The sequence below is a fragment of the Streptomyces sp. JLBT605 genome, assembly GCF_058215555.1.
Genome location: NZ_CM177087.1, coordinates 3,631,638 through 3,652,883 on the forward strand (window position 1 = coordinate 3,631,638; position 21,246 = coordinate 3,652,883).

The 21,246-nt window shown below is 73.6% G+C and carries 14 protein-coding genes; 4 read left to right on the plus strand and 10 right to left on the minus strand.

The genetic code is table 11. The features are described 5' to 3' along the window. Window positions 1-114: 114 nt before the first annotated feature. Window positions 115-1,122, plus strand: a complete 1,008-nt coding sequence (locus AC4BDD_RS15760; protein WP_490686068.1) for an aldo/keto reductase — start codon at window positions 115-117, stop codon at window positions 1,120-1,122. A gap of 98 nt (window positions 1,123-1,220) precedes the next feature. On the opposite strand, the gene AC4BDD_RS15765 is transcribed toward AC4BDD_RS15760, so the two are convergent. Beyond that, a complete protein-coding gene (locus tag AC4BDD_RS15765; RefSeq protein WP_490686069.1) occupies window positions 1,221-1,523 on the minus strand; it encodes a hypothetical protein in 303 nt (100 codons plus the stop codon). A 147-nt stretch (window positions 1,524-1,670) separates the two neighbouring features. Between AC4BDD_RS15765 and AC4BDD_RS15770 the strand changes: the two genes are divergently transcribed. Continuing rightward, entirely contained in the window at window positions 1,671-2,276 is a 606-nt protein-coding gene (locus AC4BDD_RS15770) for a GNAT family N-acetyltransferase (RefSeq protein ID WP_490686070.1), read from the plus strand. A gap of 36 nt (window positions 2,277-2,312) precedes the next feature. Here the strand turns inward: AC4BDD_RS15770 and AC4BDD_RS15775 are convergent, their stop codons facing one another. From AC4BDD_RS15775 to AC4BDD_RS15805, 7 genes are all read right to left on the minus strand, one after another. Next, a complete protein-coding gene (locus AC4BDD_RS15775; RefSeq protein WP_490686071.1) occupies window positions 2,313-3,515 on the minus strand; it encodes a L,D-transpeptidase in 1,203 nt (400 codons plus the stop codon). Between the two features lie 35 nt (window positions 3,516-3,550). Then, window positions 3,551-4,393 carry a hypothetical protein gene (locus tag AC4BDD_RS15780; protein ID WP_490686072.1) on the minus strand — a complete coding sequence of 281 codons (843 nt, stop codon included), beginning with the start codon at window positions 4,391-4,393 and terminating at the stop codon, window positions 3,551-3,553. After that, entirely contained in the window at window positions 4,386-4,928 is a 543-nt protein-coding gene (locus tag AC4BDD_RS15785; protein WP_490686073.1) for a SigE family RNA polymerase sigma factor, read from the minus strand. Before AC4BDD_RS15785 ends, AC4BDD_RS15780 begins: the two co-directional genes overlap by 8 nt. A 199-nt stretch (window positions 4,929-5,127) precedes the next feature. Further along, window positions 5,128-6,720: a PrsW family glutamic-type intramembrane protease gene (locus AC4BDD_RS15790; protein WP_490686074.1), complete on the minus strand. Its 1,593-nt coding sequence runs from the start codon at window positions 6,718-6,720 to the stop codon at window positions 5,128-5,130. A gap of 201 nt (window positions 6,721-6,921) precedes the next feature. After that, a complete protein-coding gene (trmB, locus tag AC4BDD_RS15795; RefSeq protein ID WP_490686075.1) occupies window positions 6,922-7,740 on the minus strand; it encodes a tRNA (guanosine(46)-N7)-methyltransferase TrmB in 819 nt (272 codons plus the stop codon). Window positions 7,741-7,834: 94 nt separating this feature from the next. Continuing rightward, window positions 7,835-9,055: an L-2-hydroxyglutarate oxidase gene (gene lhgO / locus AC4BDD_RS15800; protein ID WP_490686076.1), complete on the minus strand. Its 1,221-nt coding sequence runs from the start codon at window positions 9,053-9,055 to the stop codon at window positions 7,835-7,837. A gap of 158 nt (window positions 9,056-9,213) precedes the next feature. Beyond that, a complete protein-coding gene (locus tag AC4BDD_RS15805) occupies window positions 9,214-10,647 on the minus strand; it encodes an NsdA family TPR-like regulatory protein (protein WP_490686077.1) in 1,434 nt (477 codons plus the stop codon). Between the two features lie 735 nt (window positions 10,648-11,382). Here AC4BDD_RS15805 and AC4BDD_RS15810 point away from each other — a divergent pair. Together AC4BDD_RS15810 and AC4BDD_RS15815 are read left to right on the plus strand one after the other, a co-directional pair. Next, on the plus strand, window positions 11,383-13,467 hold the full coding sequence (locus tag AC4BDD_RS15810; RefSeq protein ID WP_490686078.1) for an asparagine synthase-related protein: 2,085 nt from the start codon (window positions 11,383-11,385) through the stop codon (window positions 13,465-13,467). A 217-nt stretch (window positions 13,468-13,684) separates the two neighbouring features. Then, a complete protein-coding gene (locus tag AC4BDD_RS15815; protein ID WP_490686079.1) occupies window positions 13,685-17,665 on the plus strand; it encodes an AfsR/SARP family transcriptional regulator in 3,981 nt (1,326 codons plus the stop codon). Between the two features lie 20 nt (window positions 17,666-17,685). On the opposite strand, the gene AC4BDD_RS15820 is transcribed toward AC4BDD_RS15815, so the two are convergent. Beyond that, on the minus strand, window positions 17,686-20,013 hold the full coding sequence (locus AC4BDD_RS15820) for a sigma-70 family RNA polymerase sigma factor (RefSeq protein WP_490686080.1): 2,328 nt from the start codon (window positions 20,011-20,013) through the stop codon (window positions 17,686-17,688). A 262-nt stretch (window positions 20,014-20,275) separates the two neighbouring features. Next, window positions 20,276-21,013, minus strand: coding sequence for a TetR/AcrR family transcriptional regulator (locus AC4BDD_RS15825; RefSeq protein ID WP_490686081.1), 738 nt, complete (start codon window positions 21,011-21,013; stop codon window positions 20,276-20,278). Window positions 21,014-21,246: the final 233 nt, after the last annotated feature.

Consider the following 21,246-nt stretch of genomic DNA (forward strand, 5'->3'; position numbering starts at 1 on the left):
TGACACCAGGGCCGTCGGTTTCTGCCGCGGCCGCGGGCGCCCCACCCGCGTCGGCCCCGGAAGGGATGGCCCGCGGCCGGAATAAGCGGTGCGCGGCGTGCGCTGAAACAACGCATGGCTGAGAACGACAAGCACACCGGTAGGACCGACAGCGGCACCACCGACACCGGCCCGGAACCGAGGCCGGCCCGGAAGACGATCGGCAGCCTCGCGGTCCACCCGCTGGCCCTCGGCGGGAATGTCTTCGGCTGGACGGCCGATGAGGCCGAGTCCTTCGCCGTGCTGGACGCCTACGCCGCGGCGGGTGGCAATTTCATCGACACAGCCGACGTGTACTCGGCCTGGGTGCCGGGGAATTCGGGCGGCGAGTCCGAGACCGTCATCGGCAACTGGCTCGCGGCGCGCGGGAATCGGTCCGAGATCGTCGTCGCCACCAAGGTCGGCGCCGGATACCCCGAGCGCCGCGGTCTGTCCGCCGCGGCCATCAAGGCGGGAGCCGAGGAATCCCTCACCCGGCTGCGGACGGACTACATCGACCTCTACTACACGCACTTCGACGACACCTCGGTGCCGGTCGAGGAGATCATCACCGCACTGGACGACCTGGTGAAGCAGGGCAAGGTCCGGGAGATAGCGGCCTCCAACATCTCCGCGGAGCGCCTCGAGGCGTCGCTGGCGTTCTCGGAGCAGGAGGGGCTGGCCCGGTACGTCGCCCTCCAGCCCCACTACAACCTGGTCTCCCGGGACACCTACGAGGGCGAGCTCGCCGAGGTGGCCGCGCGGCACGGCCTGGCCGCCGTGCCGTACTTCGCCCTGGCCTCCGGCTTCCTCACCGGCAAGTACCGCCCCGGTACGTCCGTGGACAGCGCCCGCTCCGGCAGCGCGGCCCAGCACCTGGAGACCGAGCGCGGCCGCAAGGTCCTGGCCGCCCTGGACGACATCGCGGCAGCTCGCGGAGTCGAGCAGGCCACCGTCGCGCTGGCCTGGCTGGCTGCCCAGCCGACCGTCGCGACGCCCATCGCCAGCGCCCGCACGGTCGACCAGCTGCCGGCCCTGCTGGCCCTGGCCGACCTCAAGCTGACCGAGGCCGAGGTGGCCGCGCTGACCGCCGCCTCCGCATAACCCCACGCCCGCGCCGGCTCCGACCGAGCGGAAGCGGAAGGCCGGGGGCGGCGGAATCCATCACCGGATTCCGCCGCCCCCGGCCTTCCCATCCTCGCTCAGCTCTTGCGGTCGGCGGCGGCCCAGGAGGCGGCCGCCACCGCGCCGGCCACGGCGAACACCGAGGGCCAGGCACCGACCTTCTTGGCCAGCGGATGCGAACCGGCGAACGCCGCGACGTACAGCCCGCTCAGCGCGGCCGCCGTCCCGTTCCCGGCCTTCGCCCGCCAGCCCCGCGCGGCCACCGCCCCGGCTGCGGCCAGCGCGACCCCGCCCAGCTGCCGCTTCTTCGTCCAGCGCGCCACGCCGTACCCGCCGACGAGCCCGCCCGCGGCCACTACCCCTGCCGGAACCCCAGCCATTGCCACAACCCTCCAGTCACAGACGACTCAGCCTTCCAAGAGCCATTCGACCGCATCAGGGGGCGATTTTCCCCACGAGACGGTCACGAATCGCGCCTTTTCCTGCAACAACCACCAAGCCGCGATCACTCCTCGTACGTTTGATCCATGTCTATGCACCCGTACGCCTACCGGCCGGCGACCCCGGCCGACGCGGGCCAGATCGCCTCGCTCGACGACTCGTTCACCACCGACACCGTCTACGCGGTCACGGCCACCGAGACCGGCTTCTCCCTGCACCCCACCCCCCTGGAGGCGCCCCTCACCAAGCACTTCCCCGATGACGAGGCCGAGGACGAGGCCGAGGACGAGGCCGAGAACGGCGGCGAGAACGACGACGAGGACAACGAGCCCGCCGAACACACCCTCGTGGCACTCGACGGCGACACCATCTGCGGTGTCATCACCGTCGCCTACGAGGACTGGAACCGCCGCCTGACCATCCGCCACGTCGCCGTCGCCGCCACCCACCGGGGCCACGGCATCGGCAACCACCTGATGTCCATAGCCCTCGCCTACGGCCAAGCCCACGGCGCCCGCACCGCATGGCTGGAGGTAACCAACATCAACGCCCCCGCCATCCGCGCCTACCAACGCATGGGCTTCACCCTCTGCGGCCTGGACACCAGCCTCTACATCGGCACCGAGTCGGAGGGCGAGACCGCCCTCTTCATGAGCCGCCCCCTCACCGCGCCCCCCGCAGACCGGACCTGACCGCTCACTCAGCGCCGGCGGGGTGAGTGTCATGGATCAGGCGAGGGCGCTGAGCTTCTGCCACTCCTCGTAGGACAGGTTCCATTCGCCGTAGCCGTTGCCGGTCTTGACGGGTTGGCTGACGGAGCCGGTCACCTCGACGATGTCGCCGGCGGTGGCGCGGTCGTAGAACCACTTGCCGTCTGCTCCGGACATGCCGACGCAGCCGTGGCTCTTGTTGAGGCGGCCGAAGTAGCCCTTGCCTTCGTTCCAGGGGGCGGCGTGGGCGTAGGTGCCGGAGGTGGTGAGGCGGACGGCCCAGGGGACGTCCTTGTCGTAGAAGTCGGCGATGTTGACGGATTCGCTGGTCATCTTGACCAGCGGGGCCTTGTCGAGGACGACCATGGTGCCGTTCCAGGTGGAGAAGCGGGGCTCCTCACCGCCGGATATGGGGAGTACCCGGACCTGCCGGTCGTCCTCGTAGACGGCCATGGTGTGCTTCTTGATGTCGACCTTGGAGACGCGGACGGTGCCGATGGTGAAGGTGCTGGTCACGTCGCGGCGCAGGTAGCGGGAGTCGCCGGTGTCGACGCCGCTGAGCTCGGCGCGGACGGTGACCTTGGTGCCCTTGGCCCAGTGGTCCTTGGGGCGCCAGTCGACGCGCTCGATGCCGGTGAGCGGGTCTTGGAGCCAGCCCCAGGAGCCCTCGGTCCTGGGGGAGGTCGTCACCGAGAGATGGCGCTCGACGGCGGCCTTGTTCTTCACGGGGTGGTCGAAGGCGATGGAGATCGGGTGACCGGCGCCGACGACCTTGTTGTTGGTGGGGGAGACGGTGACGCCGTTGAAGACCTGGGCGGGGCGGGTGCGGAACGTGGACCGGTGGGTCGTGCGCTTGCCCGAGGCGTTGGTCGCGGTGGCCTGGACCTGGTAGGTCGCGCCCGGCGTCATGGTGCGGGTGGAACGCCAGCCCTTCTTGTCGCCCTCCCATCTGCCCGTGATCGACGCGGCGCCGGCGTCCTTGGAGGTGACCTCCACCTGGGTGAGCCGGCCGCCCGCCACATCGACCTTGACGGTGCCGTCCGGGGCGACCTGCTGAGTGTCGCCGCCCGGAGTCACCGATATACGGGCGGGCTTGCCGTCTCCGGCGTCGGCTGAGGACTTGCCGGAGCTGTTCGACGACTGGCAGCCGACCAGCGCGGCGAGGGCGAGACACGATGCCGCGAGGGCGCGGACGGAACGTACGGAGCGGGTGGATCGCACAGTTGACCTCTTGGATCGGTTGTGGGGTCGGTGAGTCAGCAACGCTTTTCGGCGGCTTCGGGGTTGCTGTCGTAGGGGGGCGGCGAAGGGGTGTCGTGGGGATGGAGCCGCCACAGGGACACCGCCACGCAGTGGGTCGTGACGCCGTCCGTGTATCCGTCGCCGAAGCCGCTCATCTCGGGCACCTTGAGCACGGCGACGTCCTCGCCGGAGCGCATCAGCACGATCAGAGCGATGTCGGACTGGTCGCGAGACGTCCAGGGGTACATCCTGACCCTCGGCTCCGCGCGGGAGCCCGTACTGTCCTTGGGCAGGCCACTGATTCCCCTGAGGCCGCACCGGGTCTCCAGCGTCTTCTCCACGGAGTCGTACGCGGCGATGGCATCGCGCTCGCGGGCATAGGCGTTGATCGTGTGCTGGGCCAGCTGCTCCGCGGTCCTCCCCCGGTAGCTGCGGGAGCGCTGGCCCACGGGCCGCTTGCCCCCTTCGCCGTCCAGGTCGGTCAGGCGGCAGCGGGTGCCCAGATCGAGGAGCGGGGTCTCGACCCGGGCGGATTCCCGGACCGTGCTCCAGTGCGCCTCGGCATCGAAGGGCAGGGCGCTCGGCGGCAGCAGGGCGGCAGACCTGATGTCGACCGTGGGCCGGGGAGCCGAGGGCGGACCCGCTGGGAGCGTCCGGGTCGGATCGTCGCCCGGCAGCAACTGCCAGGAGCCGATGGTGAGGGCGGCAGCGGTGAAGACCGCCGAGGCGGCGAGGGCCGCGCGCTTGCGGGCGCGGCGCCGGCGCCCCCGGGCACGGGCGGCTTCCGGGCCCGCCAGCTGTATCGACGGCTCGGCGGCGCGCACGATGTCGCGCAGGTGCTCTTCCAGATCAGCCATGGGCGGGCACCTCCTTCGATGGGCGGGCTGGGGTGTGCGGGACGGACTGCTCGGCGTCGCTGAGATGGGGACCGAGGGCCTTGCGGGCACGGCTGAGCCGGGTGCGCACCGTGCCCGGGGAGACGCCCGTCTCCCGAGCCACCTGCTCGATGGGCAGGTCGAGGAGGTGATGGAGGACGACGGCGGTGCGCTGATCGGGCTTCAGCGCGCGCAGGGCGTGCACCAGCGCCACCCGGTCCGGGGCGAGCCCGGGCAGATCAGTGGGTGGACCGTGCCGAAGGTGGGCGCGCAGACGGTTCCGGGTGCGCCGCCAGGAGCTGACGGCCAGCCGCAGCGCGACCGTGCGGACCCAGGGTGTCGGGTCGCCTTCCTTGGTGATGCGGTCCCAGCGCTGCCAGGCGCGGGCGTACGCCTCCTGCACCGCGTCCTCGGCCTCGGTCAGGTCGCCGGTCGCGGCATAGACGGCCGCCACCAGCCGCTTGGCCGTTGCCGAGTAGAACTGGTCGAAATCGGATACCGCTGATGGTGCTGACATGTGCCCCCCGATGCCCCCCCCGGCGCATCCCCCTCGGTGCGCTGGGTTCCCCCTCCTGTAATGGGCACGCCCGGGAGCCGCGAAAGGTTACCGGTGAATTTTGCGGTGCCTGGTGAGGTAGAGGGGCGGGCCCGTCATCCGGTTGCTTGGGGAGGGGAAAGGGGGAGAGAGGAGGCATCCCCTGGGACGGAGGCCGGGGTTACGGGGCCGGGGGGTACGTCCCCGGCGGGTACGTCCCCGCGTGGTGGGCTCCCGCGTGGTGCGGACCTGGGAGAAAGGGACCCGGGTGGTACGGCCCCGGGTGGTGGGCACCGGGGTGGTACTGACCCGGGTGGTGCAGCCCTGGGTGGTACTGACCCGGCTGGTACGGGCCCGGGATGTGGGGGAGTTGCGGGTGGACCGAGGTGTGCGGTCCCCAGTGCGGCGGGGGCATCGGCGGGCGGGGGAGCGGAACGGCCAGCGCCGCATGGGCCAGGACGGGCTGGGCTGTGTCCTTGCGCTGCCAGAGGTGGTGGAGGAGTTCCTGCTCCCGGGCGGTGAAGTCGGGTCCCACCGTGCCCCGGTAGGCCCGCTGCCGGAGGAAGGCCAGGGAGGTGGCGAAGGCGGTGTATTCGGCGACCGTACGCGCCGCCGCCGCGCCCCCGGTACGGCGGGCGAGGTCCCGGGCGATGCCGCGGGCCCGGAGCGAGGACAGGGCCAGCGGCTCGGGCGGAGTGAGCCAGCCGGCGGCCTGGTAGACCGGGAGGTACGCCCGTATGGTGCGCAGCTCGTTGTTGCGGGACCAGATGGTGAGCCAGATCAGCAGGCCGAAGACGGGGACCATGAAGAGGGCGTAGACGGCGAGGAAGCTGCGGCCGCCGAGGGTGGCCGAACCGTTCCAGACACCGTGCAGGACCATCGCGGCGAGCAGCGCGGCTATCGGCAGCAGGACCCGGCGGACGCGCTGCCGCGCTTGCGCCGCGGCGGCGAGGCCGAAGCCTATGCCGGTCATGGAGGTGAAGAGCGGATGCGCGAAGGGCGACATGACGCCGCGCATGAAGAACGTCGCGGCGGTGCTGGAGCGCAGGCCCGAGTAGCCGAACTCCTGGTCGCTGACGAAGGCCGAGCCCAGGTAGAGGATGTTCTCGGTGAAGGCGAATCCGGTGGCGGTGATTCCGGCGATCACCAGCCCGTCCACGATGCCGTTGAAGTCGCGCCGCCGGAAGAGGAAGAGCAGCAGGACGGCCCCGGCTTTGGCGCTCTCCTCCACCACCGGGGCGACGAACACCGCGCCCCAGGTGTCGGCGTCGGACTGGGGATCGGATGCGGAGGAGTCGACGACGTTGGTCGCCAGCCACTCGGTCGCGAAGCCGTTGGCGATCAGGGCGACGAGTGTCGCGGCGCAGGCGCCCCAGGCGAAGGCGAAGATCAGGTTCCGCCAGGGCTTCGGCTCGACGCGGTCCATCCAGCGGAAGACGGCGATCAGCAGCGGCACCGGAAGGACGGCAAGGCCGAGGCCGACCAGGAAGCCCTCGGTGCCGGTCTGTTCCCGGACGAGCGCGAGGATGGTCAGTCCGGAGAGGGAGAGCAGGAGGATCAGCGCGGCGACGCGCAGCGCCCGGTTGTCCCACAGCGCGCGACGCGGCGTATAGCGCCATCGGGCGCGCTCCGGTACGGCGTCGAAGCGCGGCTGCGGGGTGTACTCCGGGACCGGGTGGGCCGCGTCGACGGGGTCGGCGGGGTGGACACGGTCGACGGGGTGATCCGGCCGGACCTGGTGAGCTGACTCGTGCGGGGACGGGGACTGATGCACTCGGCGACCCTAGCGAAGGGGGGAGTGGGGGGCTTCGGGATTATGCCCACCGGGATCATGCCCACGCGCGGGCCGTCGTCCTGTGCGCGAGGCGACGCGGCGCGAGGCGACACGATGCGACGCCATGTGACGCACGGCGTGGCGTGGCAGCGGCGTGACGCGGCTCACGGTGGCGCGGCGTGGGCGGTGATCCGGTGCGGGCTATGCCGTGCGGCGGAAGACGAGGTCGTGCACCACATGGCCCTTGTCCAGGCCCTGCCCCTCGAACTTCGTCAGCGGGCGGAACTCCGGGCGCGGGGTGTAGCCGCCATCGGGCTGGGTGTTCTCCAGGCCGGGGGCGGCGGTCAGCACCTCCAGCATCTGCTCCGCGTACGGCTCCCAGTCCGTCGCGCAGTGCAGCAGGGCGCCGGGGCGCAGCCGGGTGGCCGCGAGTTCCACGAACTCGGGCTGGATCAGCCGCCGCTTGTGGTGCCGCTTCTTGGGCCACGGGTCCGGGAAGAAGACGCGCAGGCCGGCGAGGGAGCCGGGCGCGAGCATCTCGCGGAGCAGGATGATCGCGTCACCGTTGGCCACCCGGATGTTGGACAGGTCGTTCCGCTCGGCGAGAGCGAGCAGGTTTCCCTGGCCGGGGGTGTGGACGTCGGCGGCGAGGATTCCGGTGCCCGGGTCCGCAGCCGCCATCTGGGCCGTGGCCTCGCCCATGCCGAAGCCGATCTCCAGGATCACCGGCAGCTCCGGGTCGCCGAACAGCTCGCCCAGGTCGATGCGGTGCAGGCCGTCGATGTCCAGGCCCCACTTCGACCACAGGCGGCGCAGCGCCTCGCCCTGGCCCAGCGTGACGCGGCCACGACGAGGCCGGAAGGAGCGGATGCGGCGCTCGTGGTGCGAGCCGGCCGGATCCGCGGTCGGACCGCCGGGGAACATCGGCTCGCCGCGGTCGCGGCGGCGTTGCGCTTCGGCGGGCTGGGGTGCGGTGGGCTGTGCTTCGGCGGGCTGGGGCGCGGTGGAGTTCTCGGACACAATGGTTCGATTCTACGGTCGGTGCGCGGCACACCGGTGGCGGTGGCCCGACGCGGCCGCGGCCGAGCGCCGCCGGGTGGCGCCGGTCCGGGTGTCAGGCCGCGTCGGCCAGGGCGGCCAGGGCCCGGCGGGCGACCTCGCGGCCGATGGGCAGGGAGGCCGTCGCCGCGGGGGACGGTGCGTTGAGCACGTGCACCATGCGGGGTGACTCGGCGAAGAGGAAGTCGTCGACCAGGGTGCCGTCGGGCAGCACGGCCTGGGCGCGGACGCCGGCCGGGGCACGCACCAGGTCGTCGGCGGTCACCATGGGCAGCAGCCGTCGGACGGCCTCGGTGAAGGCCCGCTTGGAGATCGAGCGGTGGAATTCCCCCAGGCCGTACCGCCAGTGCTGGCGGGCTATCCGCCAGGCGCCGGGGTAGGCGAGGGTCGCGGCCAGCTGGTCCGGTCGCACGGTGTGCCAGGTGTACCCCTCGGTGGCCAGCGCGGGCACGGCGTTGGGCCCGACGTGCACCCCGCCGTCGGTGCCACGGGTCAGGTGGACGCCGAGGAACGGGAAGGCCGGGTCGGGGACCGGGTAGACCAGTCCGCGGACCAGCGGCGCCCGGTCCGGGGTGAGCTCGAAGTACTCCCCCCGGAAGGGCACGATCCGCATGCCCGGGTCGTCCCCGGCCAGCCGGGCGATCCGGTCGCAGTGCAGGCCCGCGCAGTTGACCAGGGCCCCGGCGCGCAGCACCGTCCCGTCCGCCGTGCGCACCGCCACCGCCGAGCCGCGGCGCCCGATGGTGGTGACCCGGGAGCGGTACCGGATGGTGGCGCCCGCGTCCTGCGCGAGCCGGGCCAGCCGGTCGCTCACCGCGGTGAAGTCGCAGATGCCCGTCGTCCCGACATGGATGGCGGCCAGGCCCCGCACCTGCGGCTCGTACTCCATGATCTGGGCCGGGCCCAGCTCGCGGACGGGTATGCCGTTCTCCCGGCCGCGCTGCACCAGGGCGTGCAGCCGCGGCAGCTCGGCGCGGTCGGTGGCGACGATCAGCTTGCCGGTGATCTCGTGCGGGATGTCGTGCTCGGCGCAGAACTTCACCATCTCCGCCGCGCCCTGCACCGCGTACCGGGCCTTCAGGGACCCGGGCCGATAGTAGATGCCACTGTGGATCACGCCGCTGTTGCGCCCGGTCTGGTGGTGGGCCGGGCCGGCTTCCTTCTCCAGCACCGTGACCCGGGTGCCGGGTGCCGCCCGGGTCAACGCGTACGCCGTCGACAGGCCGACGATCCCGCCCCCGATCACCAGCACGTCGCAGTCCCACGCCGCCGTCACGACACCTCACCTCCCCGCCGCTCTCGACGCTCAACCGCTAGCACGACGATCACTATCATGACCCGCGCCACTGACAACGGGCCCAAGACCGGTCCTTTGGCCCGGAGCGAGCCCGGCGCCGCGGCCGCCTCAGGCGGAGCGAGCCGGGCCGCGGCGCCTCAGGCCGGAGCGACCAGCAGCGGCCTCGCCCGCTCCCGCAGCTCGGCCACCCGGGGCTCGTTTCCGTACGGCTCCAGGCGGTGCAGCAGATCCCGTACGTACTCGGTGGTACGCGCCGAGGAGATGCGGCCCGCCACCTCCACCGCGCGCACCCCCTGCTCACACGCCGCGTCCAGATTGCCGGACTCCAGCTCGGCGACGGCCGAGACCACCAGCCGCAGCCCGTGCGAGCGCACGAACTCCTCGGTGGGCCGGGCCAGCGCCTGCTCGGTGAACCGCCGCACTTGTCTGGGAAGCCGCAGGTCGCGGTAGCACTCGGCGGCGTCCGCCGCGAAACGCTCATGGGTGTAGAAGTCCAGCCAGGACGGGTCGGGGTCGCCGGCCCGCGACCGCTCCAGCCAGCCTTCCGCGGCCTTCAGCGCGGCCCCGCAGGCCGGGCCGTCTCCTGCCTTGGCCTGCGCCCGGGCCTCGACGAGCCGGAAGAAACTCATGGTGCGGGCGGTCGCCAGGCCGCGATTGCGCTCCAGGGCGGCCTGCGCGAGGTCCACGCCCTCGTCGCCGAAGCCGCGGTAGGTGGCCTGCAGGCTCATCGACGCCAGGACATAGCCGCCCAGCGGCACGTCCGCCGCCGCCCGGGCCAGCCGCAGCGCCTGGATGTAGTACCGCTGGGCGGCCTCCTGCTGACCGGTGTCGAAGGCCATCCAGCCGGCGAGCCTGGTGAGTTCGGCGGTGGCGCCGAACAGCGCCCGGCCGACCTCGTCGCTGTACGAGCCGAGCAGCAGCGGCGCGGCGTCCACCCGCAGGCACTCCGGCACCATCGACGAACGCCAGTCCCCGCCGCCGTACTTGGAGTCCCAGCGGCGCGCGTCCTCGGCGGCCTCGCGGAGTTTGGTGACGTCGCTGTGGCCGACGCGCTGAGGTAAGGAATCAGGGCCTCCGCCCCCTTCTCCTTCCTTGGGCTCGCGGGCCACCGAGCTGTCGGCGGGGGATATCAGCCAGCGGGAGGCCGGGGTGGCGTACGCGCTGACCGCGAACGATCCGGCCAGGCTCTGCCAGATGCCGCCGCCCCCGCGCCGCCCGGCGAGATCCAGGCGGTACAGCTCGGTGGCGCTGCGCACCGCCTGCCCTATGTCGCGCGGAAAGGCCAGGCCCACCTCCGGGGCCGGGTCGGCGTCGGCCAGCCCGATCTCGTGCAGTGGGACGGGGCGTCCCAGCTTGGAGCCGATCGCGGCCGCGATCAGATGGGGTGCGGCGCCCTGCGGGACCATGCCCTTGGAGACCCAGCGCGCCACCGACGTCTTGTCGTAGCGCAGGGTCAGGCCACGCTGAGCACCGAGATCATTGACTCTGCGGGCGAGCCCGGCATTGCTGATTCCCGCGAGGGCGAGAACGGTGCCGAGCTTCTCGTTCGGCCCGCGTGGCTCCCTGGACATGCGCACCCCTCGAACAGCACCGACGGCCGCCCCGGCATAGGCACGGGGCATTCGTAAACCCAGCGTAGTTCGCCGCATCCCGACCGTTAAGAGGTGTCGTCCCGGATGGCGGGATTCTTGTACGAACGCAGGTGCGGCAGGGGGCGTGTGCTCCCGGTGTGTGTGGCTGTGCGCCCGTCTGTGCGCTCTGTCTGGATCGGCGCGGGAGCGTTTCCATAGTGGTGCGTGGGTCGGCCCATGGCTCTTGAGCCATTGGGCTGGGGGACACCGCTGCCTCATTCCCCGCGGGCGGCGGAACGGTCCGGGAGGTGAACTCCACCTCCCGGACTGTGGTGTTGGGCCACCGCAAGCCCATGGAGGGTGCGTCGCCAAATTGGCTGAATGCCGCTCCTGACGGCCGGACTGCCGCGTCGGGCCGGGGAGGGGGAGGCCCGGCGCGGAGTTCGGACGGCGAGACGCGAAGTAGCGGTGGTGCGCGGCATGTTCGAAAGCGCCGACCGCGCGCGCACCCGCTCTCCCGCGCCCCAGTCATGGCAGCATGGGCCCCGACGGAACGGCAGCGCGCGCCCCCGGTGCGTGCGCATGGCCGTGCCCGGGACGAGGCCGCCGCTCACGCGTCGCCTCCCGGATCCCGGCTGCCGGACCCCGGATGCCAGAGGCCGGATGCCGGAACCGTCGACCAGCTGTGCATGATGGCTGCTCTTTCTTGGTTGTCCACAGCCTGTGGAGGCGGGGATGCGGTGGTTGGTGGGGTGGAGCAGAGCCGCCTCAGGACCGGCCACGTCCCTGGGCGCGGTCCAACCGGTCGGCGCCCAGCTCCTGTGGGCCGACCCGGATCCGCTCTGGGCCGTCGGTGACTGGCGCCCGGACGAGGTGCGAGTGGTGCGGACCGACCCCGCCACCCGGCTCGCGGTCTTCGGCTGCTGCGGGGCGAGCGACGAGGAACTGCGGGTCGGACTCTTCGCGGCCCGCGGCGGCGCGCTGCGCCATCTCACCGCCTGGCCAGGGAGTTACACGGCCGTCGCCCAGGTCGGCCGCCGGGTCACCGTCGTCGGCGACCTGGCCGGCGCCCGCCCCGTCTTCCACACCGACTGGGCCGGCGGCACCGCCTACGCCACCGCGGCCCTGCCGCTCGCCGACCTCATCGAGGCCCAGCTCGACGTCAGCCACCTCGCCGCGCTCCTGGCCTGCCCCGACTCGCCCGAAGCCCTCGGCGACGGCACGCCCTACCTGGGGGTACGCCGGACGGCGCCCGGCCACGCGCTGATCCTCCGGGAGGGCTCCCGGGACATCGTCGGCTACGAGCCCACCGCGTCGCTCGCCGTCGCGGCACCCCGGATCGACCCGGAGCAAGCGGTGGACGGCGTCCGCGACGCCCTCGTCGACGCGGTGCGCGCCAGACTCGCCGCGCCCCGCCACGCCCCCGAGACCGACAGCCGGCTGGACCCCGGGCCGGTGCCCGGCATGGGCCCGGCCGAGCGGCGCGCGGCACGCGGCGCCCCGGCCCCCGGCGTCGGCGCCGACCTCTCCGGAGGCAGCGCCTCCGGCACGCTGGCGCTGCTGGCCGCCGGACTCCCCGGTGTCCCCGGCACCCCGCTGGGCCACGGCACCGGCGCGGGCGAGCGGCTGCTGGCCGTGACCTTCAACGACCTCGGCGTGGCAGGCGGCCGGGCGCGCGAGGCGGAGCTGGAGCGCGCCCGCAGCATCGCGGCCAACCCCCGCCTGCACCACGTCGTCGTCACGGCCGGGCCCGAGGCGCTGCCGTACGCGGCGCTGGACGGCGGGCCGCTCACCGACGAGCCCGGCCCCTCCCTCGTCCTCGCCGAAGGCCACCGGCGCCGCCTCGCCGCGGGCAGCGCCGACCATCTCGTCGGCCATGGCGCACGCCAGGTGCTGGACGCCCACCCGGCGCGCCTCGCCGACCTGCTGCTCGACCGGCGCCGACGGCACCTGCTGCGGCCCGCGACCGCGCTGGCCCGCTCCGAAGGGCCGTCCGCGCACTCCTTCTTCGTGCCCTTCACCGTCTACCGCGCCGCCCGGAAGCTGGCCCGCACGCCGTACAAGGACGGCCTCGAACAGGCCGCGCACCGCCTCCTGGAGCGGCACTTCGCCCCCGAGCACGGCGCCGGCCGCCCCGGCGCGGTGACCGCCTCCCTCGCCGCGCTCACCTGGTGCCGGCCGGGCCCCGCCGCCCGCTGGCTCACCGGCGAGGCATTGGCCGAAGTATCGGTTCGTCTGGAGGCCGCGGCCGCCCGGCCCGCGGCCCTGCGGCGCCCCGGCGAACGCCGTGCCCACGCCGCCCTCGCCCGCTACGCCGCCGACCACCGCGTCTTCGAGCAGGCGGCGGAGGCGCGCAGCCAGCGCCTCCACGCGCCCTTCCTCGACAACCAGGTGGTACGCGCCTGCCGCGCGCTCCCCGAAGCGCTCCGTGTGCAACCGGGGGCGCGCGCCGCGGTGCTGCGCGCGGTGCTGGCCGGCGCGGGCATCCGTGACCTTCCGCCCGGCTGGGGCGCCACCTCGCACCCCACCCACACCGCCGCGGTACGGGCCGGTCTCCGCTCCCACGTCAGTGAGCTGGTCGACCTCTTCCACACGCCGCTGCTGGCGGACGCGGGGCTGGTCGAGGCCCGCGTGGTCCGCAAGGCGCTGCGGGCGGCCGCCGAAGGGGAGCGGCTCCCGCTGGACGGCCTGGCCGAACTGGTCGCCACCGAGATCTGGCTCCGGCGGCTGCTCGCCCGGCGCGGCAGCTGCTGGACGGGCACCGCGGCGCCGCGCCAGCGGGCGGTGGCGGGCGGCGTCGGACCGCGCACCAGCCTCTGAGGGCCGGCGGACGGGCTTCCGGCCCGGCTTTGCGGGGTCCGGGTCGGCCTTGCGGGGGGCCGGCTCCGGGCTGGGATCGGGGTCGGCCTTGTGCGGGGGCCGGCTCCGGGCTGGGGATCGGGGCCGGCCGGAGCCTTGTGCGGGGCCCCGGGGGGGTGCCGGCCGGTACGGGGGCTGGTCGTGGCCTTGAGGCGGTGCCCGGGCGCGTAATTGATCCGTGCATGCCGTCGTCACCGAGGACAATGAGCACGTGCGGTATCTGATACTCGGCGCCACCGAAGCGCGCGACAGCCAAGGGAACCCGCTGCCGCTCGGTGGTGCCCGGCTCCGCGCGCTGCTCGCCGCGCTCGCGCTGCGCGCCGCACGGCTCGCTCCCGTCCCCGCCCCCGTCTCCGTTCCCGTCCCCGTCGACGTGCTCATCGACGAGGTCTGGGCCCATGACCCGCCGCCGCAGGACGCGCCCGCGGCACTGCAGGCCCTCATCGGCCGGTTGCGCCGGGTGATCGGCAAGGACGCCGTCGTCTCCGCGCCGGGCGGTTACCGGCTCGCCGCCGACCCCGACGAGATCGACCTGTTCCGCTTCGCGCGACTGCTCGACGAGGGCCGCCGCGCGCTGCACGCCGGAGATGCCGGAACGGCTGCGTCCACCCTCCGCGCCGCGCTCGCGCTGTGGCGCGGCCCGGCCTTCGCGGATCTGCCGGACCGCGAAGCCGCCGCGGCCCGCCCCGAAGCGCTGCGGCAGACCGCGCTGCGCCAGCGGATCGAGGCGGACCTGGCGCTGGGCCGGGCCATGGACACCATCCCCGAGCTGCGCGAACTCGTCGCCGACCACCCGCTGGACGAGCCGTTCCACGCCCAGCTGATCCGTGCTCTGCACCTGGCGGGCCGGTCGGCCGACGCGCTCTCGGCGTACGAAGACGTCCGACGCGGCATCGCGGACCGGCTGGGCACCGAACCAGGGGCCGAGCTTCAGCGCCTGCACCGCCACCTGCTGCACGCTTCGACATACCCGCTGGAGACCACGGCCGGGCCGGGGCACGCCGGTGAGCCGGGGGCAGTAGCTCGGCCGGGGGCCGGGGCCGTGCCGGAGAGCGCAGCCGTGCGCCCTGCCGCACGCACCCCGCGAACAGCCTCCGCGCGAGGGGGCGGTCCGGATGCGGCGCCCGGTCCGATCCCGGGGCGTATGCCCGGGGTTGTGTCCGGCCCAGGCGGCGCACTCCCGCCGGATGCGGCTGCGCCGCCGGATGCGGCTGCGCCGCCGGGGGCGGCCGCGCCGACGGACGGGGTCAAGCCGACTGACGGGGCCGCGGCGGCGGGTGAACCGGCGCCGACGAGCGAGCCGGTGCCGGCAGCCAGACCGGCTCCGAGGAACGGGAGAGTTCCGTCCAACGGGCGGCTTCCGTCGGACGGACAGCTTCCGGTGGACGGGTCGGCTGCGGCGGCTGGGCCTTGGCCGGTGGACGGGTCGGGTCCGGTGGCTGGGCCGGGCGTGGCGGTCGGGCCAGGGCCGCTGGGCGGGCGGAGTCCCGGGCCGATCGGATCCGCGTACCCACCCGTACCCGGCAACCTGCGGTCCCGCCTCACCAGCTTCGTCGGTCGGCAAACCGACGTCGAGGCTCTCCGCGACGGCCTGCGCGGCGCGCGTCTCGTCACCCTCACCGGCCCCGGCGGCTCCGGCAAGACGCGGCTGTCCGAGGAGACCGCGACGACCGTGACCGGCCACTACCCCGACGGGGTCTGGATCGCCGAACTCGCCCCGCTCGACGACCCGTCCGCGGTCCCCGGCACCGTCCTCAGCGCCCTGGGCCGACGCGAGACGACCCTCTTCGGCACCGGTCTGGAGGGCCGTTCCACCAGCGGCCCGGACGGAGCGGACCCGACCGCCCGGCTGGTCGAGCACTGCGCCCACCGCCGGCTGCTGCTCCTGCTCGACAACTGCGAGCACGTCATCGACGCCGCCGCCCGGCTCGCCGAGACGCTGCTGGCGCACTGCCCGGGCGTCACCGTACTCGCCACCAGCCGCGAACCGCTCGGCGTGCCGGGCGAGACGGTGCGCCCGGTGGAGCCGCTCCTTCCGGCCCCGGCACACCAGTTGTTCGCCGAGCGCGCCGCCGCCGTGCACCCCGGCTTCGACCCCAGGCGCGACCCGGCGACCGAGGCAGCGGTCGCCGAGATCTGCCGTCGGCTCGACGGACTCCCGCTGGCCATCGAGCTGGCCGCGGCGCGGCTCCGCCTGCTCACCCCACACCAGATCGCCGAGCGCCTGGACGACCGCTTCCGGCTGCTGACCAGCGGAAGCCGGACCGTACTGCCGCGCCAGCAGACGCTGCGCGCGGTCGTCGACTGGTCCTGGGAACTCCTCGACGAGCGCGAGCGCACCGTGCTGCGGCGGGCGTCGGTCTTCGCCGGCGGCTGGGACGTGGCAGCGGCGGAGGCGGTGTGCGCCGACCCGGCGCCAGCGGAGCCGGCGTGCATCGAGCGCTCCGACGTGCTCGACCTGCTCGGCTCGCTGGTGGACAAGTCGCTGCTGGTGGCCGAGCATCCGCACCAGCGCGCGGGCAGCCCCGCCGAGCACGGGCACGTCCGCTACCGCATGCTGGAGACGATCCACGAGTACGCCGCCGAACGCGCCGCCGAGGACCCGGCCTCCCGCCGCGATCACGCCGCCGCGATCCGCCGCCACACCGAGTACTTCCGGGAGTTCACCCACGCCGCCGCGCCCCGGCTGCGCTCGGCGGAGCAACTTCCCTGGCTGCGCCGTGTCGAGACGGAGCTGGACAACATCCGCGCCACGCTGCACCGCTCGCTCCAGGCGCGGGACACGGACAGCGCACTGGCGATCATCTTCGACCTGGGCTGGTTCTGGTGGGTGCGCAACTACCGCGACGAGGGCGCCTCATGGATCAGCCGGATGCTGGAGATCATCGACCCGGACGGATACACGGCTCGCCTCGCCTCCTCAGACGCAGGGGCGTCCCGCTCCGCCGAGCCGGGTGGCGCCGGGGAGGTGAGCCCGATCCCCGCCACCGGCCAGAGCTCCGACCGCTGGGCCTCGCCGCCCTGCTGGGACGTCCTCGATCTCCATCTCCTGCTTCTCTTCCTGCTCTCCGATCAGCGCTCCGAGCTGGAGCTCAACAGTCCGGAGAACCTGGCGGTCGCCCGCGACATCCGTGACGCGTACGGCGCGAGCCCCGGGCCGCGCGCCGCCCGCTTCCCGGGCATCCTGTGGCCGTTCGCGGTGTTCTTCACGGAGGGCCAGCTGGGCGTGCTCCACCTGCTCGACGAGGGCGTGGAGAACTGCCGTGCGCACGGCGAGGACTGGGCGCTTGGCGTGACGCTGATGTTCCGTACCCATGTGGCCATCGACGTGCCCGGTGGTATGAGCCGCGCCGAGACGGACTGGGCTGAGCTGCGCGAGCTGAGCAGACGGATCGGCGACCGGTGGATGCTGGCGCAGGTGGAGGGTGCCAACGGCGAGATCGCCATGGCGAAGGGCCGTTACGAGGAAGCGAAGGCCTCGTACGAGGAGGCGCTGCGGCTCGCACGGGAGCTCGGCGCGTACACCGAGACCCCGTTCCTCATCACCCGCCTCGCCGACCTGGCCTATAACTGCCGGGACATGGCGGCCGCGGAGAGGCTGCTGGAACGGTCCGAGCGGGAAGCGGAACGCTACGGCGTGCGTGACGCCTTCGTCTTCAACCGCACCCTGCAGGCCATGATCGCGCTGCTCGCCGGCGAGGTCGCGCGGGCCCGCGCACTGTGTGACAGCGCGCGGCAGGCAGCGGCGTCAGCCACCCCGCCGCCGCAGTTCTGGGTGGCGATGGACGGTGTGGACGCCCGGATCGCCGCGGAAGAGGGGGACCTGGTGGAGGCGCTACGCAAGTCGCGTGCCACCTTGCGCCGGGGGTTCGAGGTGCACTGCACGGAAATGCTGATGGCCGTGCAGGCCGTGAGCGCCACCCATGCCCTCCGCGCACTCGGGGAGTACGCCCTGGTCGCCCGGCTGCTGGGAGCGGCCGACGGCTGGCGGGCCGGGCAGCCGTGGCCCCCGCTCCTACAGGCCCAGGCCGACGAGATCGAGCGGGTGGTGGGCGAGGCGCTGGGCTCAGACCGCTTCGAGGAACTGCACGCCGAGGGCACCCGGCTGAGCATGGAGCAGGGTGTCGCCCTCCTCGACGACGTGCTCGCCGCCCTGTGACGCCGCCCCCGACCACGCGCTCACCGGCAGCTGATGGTGGCCTCGGCCCAGTCCGCCAGTGCCTGATGCCAGGCCGATCCGTGCCGCTCGACCACGAGACGAAGCGTCCTGCGTCCGGAGAGCTCCACGTGGACAGGTACGGCGGGGTCCCCGGCATGGATGACCCGGGAACGCCACAGCCGCGCCCCGTCCGCGTAGATCGCGAAGCGCGCCGCACCGGGTGTCGGCGTCAGATCGTCCACACCCACCGACGCCGTATAGCTGACGCAGGAGCGGTTGAGGTCGATGGTGAGTGAGGACGGCTCGGTGACGGTGACCCCGTGCGCGTACAGCGAGCCGCCGATCAGCAGGCCCCAGCGCTGCCACATCCAGCTGCTGGCGCCGGGCCGCACCTCTGGTGCGGTGCCGTCGCCCTCCCCGGCGTAGTGCAGCGTGTTGAGCTGGTAGACCGCCGGGGCGGGGACCGTGGGCCTTGGCGTGGGCCTGGGCGTGGGTGTCGGCGTAGGCGTCGGCGTCGGGCTGTGTGAAGGGGCCGGCTTCGTCGGAGCGGCCGTGGGCGCGGGTGTCGGCTGGGGGATGGGTGGGGTCGGCTTCGGCGACGGTGAGTTCGGCGCGGCCTTCGACGGGGTCGGCTTCGGTGTGGGGCTTGGCTTCGGGGATATCCGGGACGGGGAGGTGGTGGGCTTCGGTCCGGGCTTCGAGGCCGACGCCGGCGGTTTGGCTTCCGGCTTCGGCTTCGCCGGGGTAAGAGCCGGCGCCGACGGCTTGGCCTCGGCCTTCTCCGGCGCATCGCCGCGGCCTGCGGTCAGCGCGAGCGCGGTCGCGGCGGCCGCGACGACGACGCCCGCCACGAGGCCCGCCTTCACCGCCGCCCCCAGCCCTTCAGCCGCCGCCCCCGCACCAGCCCCACCGCCGGCACCAGTACCCGCCCCGGCTCCCGCACCAGCCCCGGCGCCTGCCACGGCCCCGGCACCAGTGCCCGCTCCAGCCCCGGCCCCGGCGCCCGCACCTCCGGCGATGGCCGCCGCGCCGGCCCCCGCGCCCGCGGCACCAGCCGCCCCCGCCGCGGCTCCGGCCGCGGCCTTGAGCGCGTACTCGGCGGCGAACCAGCCGATGACCGCGACCGGAAGCACCGCACGCAGCCGTGCGTTGACGTCCGCGACCTCCACCGCCGCCATCCGGCACCTGGGGCAGGCGTCCAGGTGCTTCCGCAGGCCGTGCTCGGCCCGCGTCCGCAGGCCGCCACGGGCGTACGCGCCGAGCCGGTCCGCGTAGCGGGCGCAGTCGCCGCCCTCGGTCAGCGCGGAGCTGACGTGCGCCTGGAGGTACGCCTGCTTGAGCTTCTCCCGTGCCCGGTGCGCCAGCACGGCCGTCGCGTTGTCCGACAGCCCGAGCAGCGGGGCGACCTCGCGTGGTGACTCTTCCTCGACCGTGGTGTGCCACAGGACCGTCTGGTAGTGCTCCGGCAGGCTGCGGAACGCCCGCACCGCCAGCGACTGCTCGGCCTGGTGCATCGCCTTCACGTCCGCGCCCAGGTCGTGCGTCCTCGCCCCGGCGGCCGGCCGAGCCGCTTCGGCCGCGAAGGTGGCGAAGTCCTCGACCAACTGCTCCCGCTTGGCCGTCCTTCCCCAGGTGGCGGCCACCCGCCGGACCGTGGTCAGCAGATAGGCCCGCACCGCGGTCTCCGGGCCGGCGCCGCGCCGCACGGCCTGGAGGGTGCGCGCGAACACCTCGGCGGTCAGGTCGTCGGCGGTGTCAGCGTCCCGGCAGCAACTGCGGGCGTAGCGGCGCACTGCGGCGGCGTGCCGCCGGTACAGCTCCTCGTACGCGGTGTCGTCGCCGCCCCGCAACTGTGTGAGGAGCTCGGTGTCAGAGGGAGCCGTCTCGCCTCCCGGCCCACGGTTCGGCGCGTCGTTGCCGCGCCCGCGCTGCGGCGGAACGCTCGGCCCGCCGCCGACCGATGCCCCGGACGCCCCCGGCGCGACCCCCGAGGCCCCCCGAGCCGCGTGGGCGCGCGCTGGGCCCGTCCTGGCAGAGCCTGAACCCGCAGAGCCTGCCCCTGCGGAAGCAGATTCCGCTGCGGAAGCAGATTCCGCCGAACCAGATTCCGCCGAACCCGAACCGGCCGGAGCAGAGCCCGAAGCCGCCGAACCCGCCTCCGAATCCGGGCGCGCTGCGCCCGCCCCCGGACCCGCCGGAGCGGAGTTCGTCGATCCGGGCCCGTACGGACCGCCCTGCCCGGGCACCTGCGGCGACGGCGGACCGCCCTGCCCGGCACGGTCTGTCCGCCCTGCCCCGGCGCCCCGCCCGCTGCGGCCGTGTGGCTCTTCCCGCCCGTCAACACCCATAACGGAAGCTCCCGCACCGACCGACGCACTCGAACACCGGGCCAGAGTGCCACAGCCACCCTCGGGTGCCACCCCCTCGAACGGGCAACCACCCTTCCGGGGCGTGTTGAGAGCGGCGGAACGAGCATTCACCCGTTCGGGGAATACATGTCGGACGGAACACCGCCGTCAGGCAACGAGCGGGCGAACCACCACCGGGCCGCTGAACGGAGCCGCACAGCTCGGCCGACCCCGGGCCGGCGGCCCGGTGCGGGAGCCCCCGTCAGTGCGCCGGGCGCGAGCGCAGCCCGTCGAGCAGGATGTCCAGCAACCGGGAGGAGGCCGCCGCCTGCTGAGCCGCGTCCGGCAGCGAGGGCGCGGCCGTGGCTATCACCAGCAGCACATCGGCGACGGTCACGTCCGAGCGCAGCTCACCCGCCGCCCGCGCTCGCTCCACGAGCCGGCCGACGACCTCCAGCAGCGCCGCCACACCCGCGTCGTCCGGCTCCTCGACCGGGGCAGGGCGCTGCTCCACGAGGCGCAGTTCCGGCTGCGTGGATCCCGGCTGCCGCTGGTGCGGCACCCGGGCGGTCTCCTCGATTTCCGCGCCCGGCTCCTCCACATCGACGCCGACCCGCAGCACCTGCGGCGGCAGCAGCCGGCCCGCGCCGGACGCCACCGAAGTGCGCAGAAAGCGCGCCAGCGCCGACCACGGCTCGTTCTCCTGGCCCAGCGCGGCCTTCGCCTGCTCGGTCAGCCGGGCCGTCTCCTCCTCCGCTATGCGCCGCACCAGCACGTCCTTGCTGGGAAAGCGCCGATAGACGGTCCCCACTCCGACTCTGGCCCGCCGGGCCACGTCCTCCATCGGCGCGCCATATCCCAGCTCGCCGAAGACTTCGCGCGCGGCACGCAGAACATGCTCGAGATTGCGCTGGGCATCCACGCGCAGCGGCGTATGACGGCTGCCGGCCCCGTCCGGCGATGCGACGGCAGCAGACCAATGAGAGCCCTGAATGTGCATATGTGATCCCCCGGTAATGACGCGTCTCCCCCCGGAGACTCCCCGCCCTGTCTGGTCGGGCAGTCTCAACCCCGACCAGGTATGAACATAGTTGAGCCCAGGTCAAGAAAGAAGGGGGGCGTTCCGCACGGCCTGCCCCCTGATCGGAGTACCGACCCGATCCCTCCCGATTTCGCGCCCGACAACAAGGTGCCACCCTGGCCCTGACCTGCGCGCATTCCGTATCCACCGAA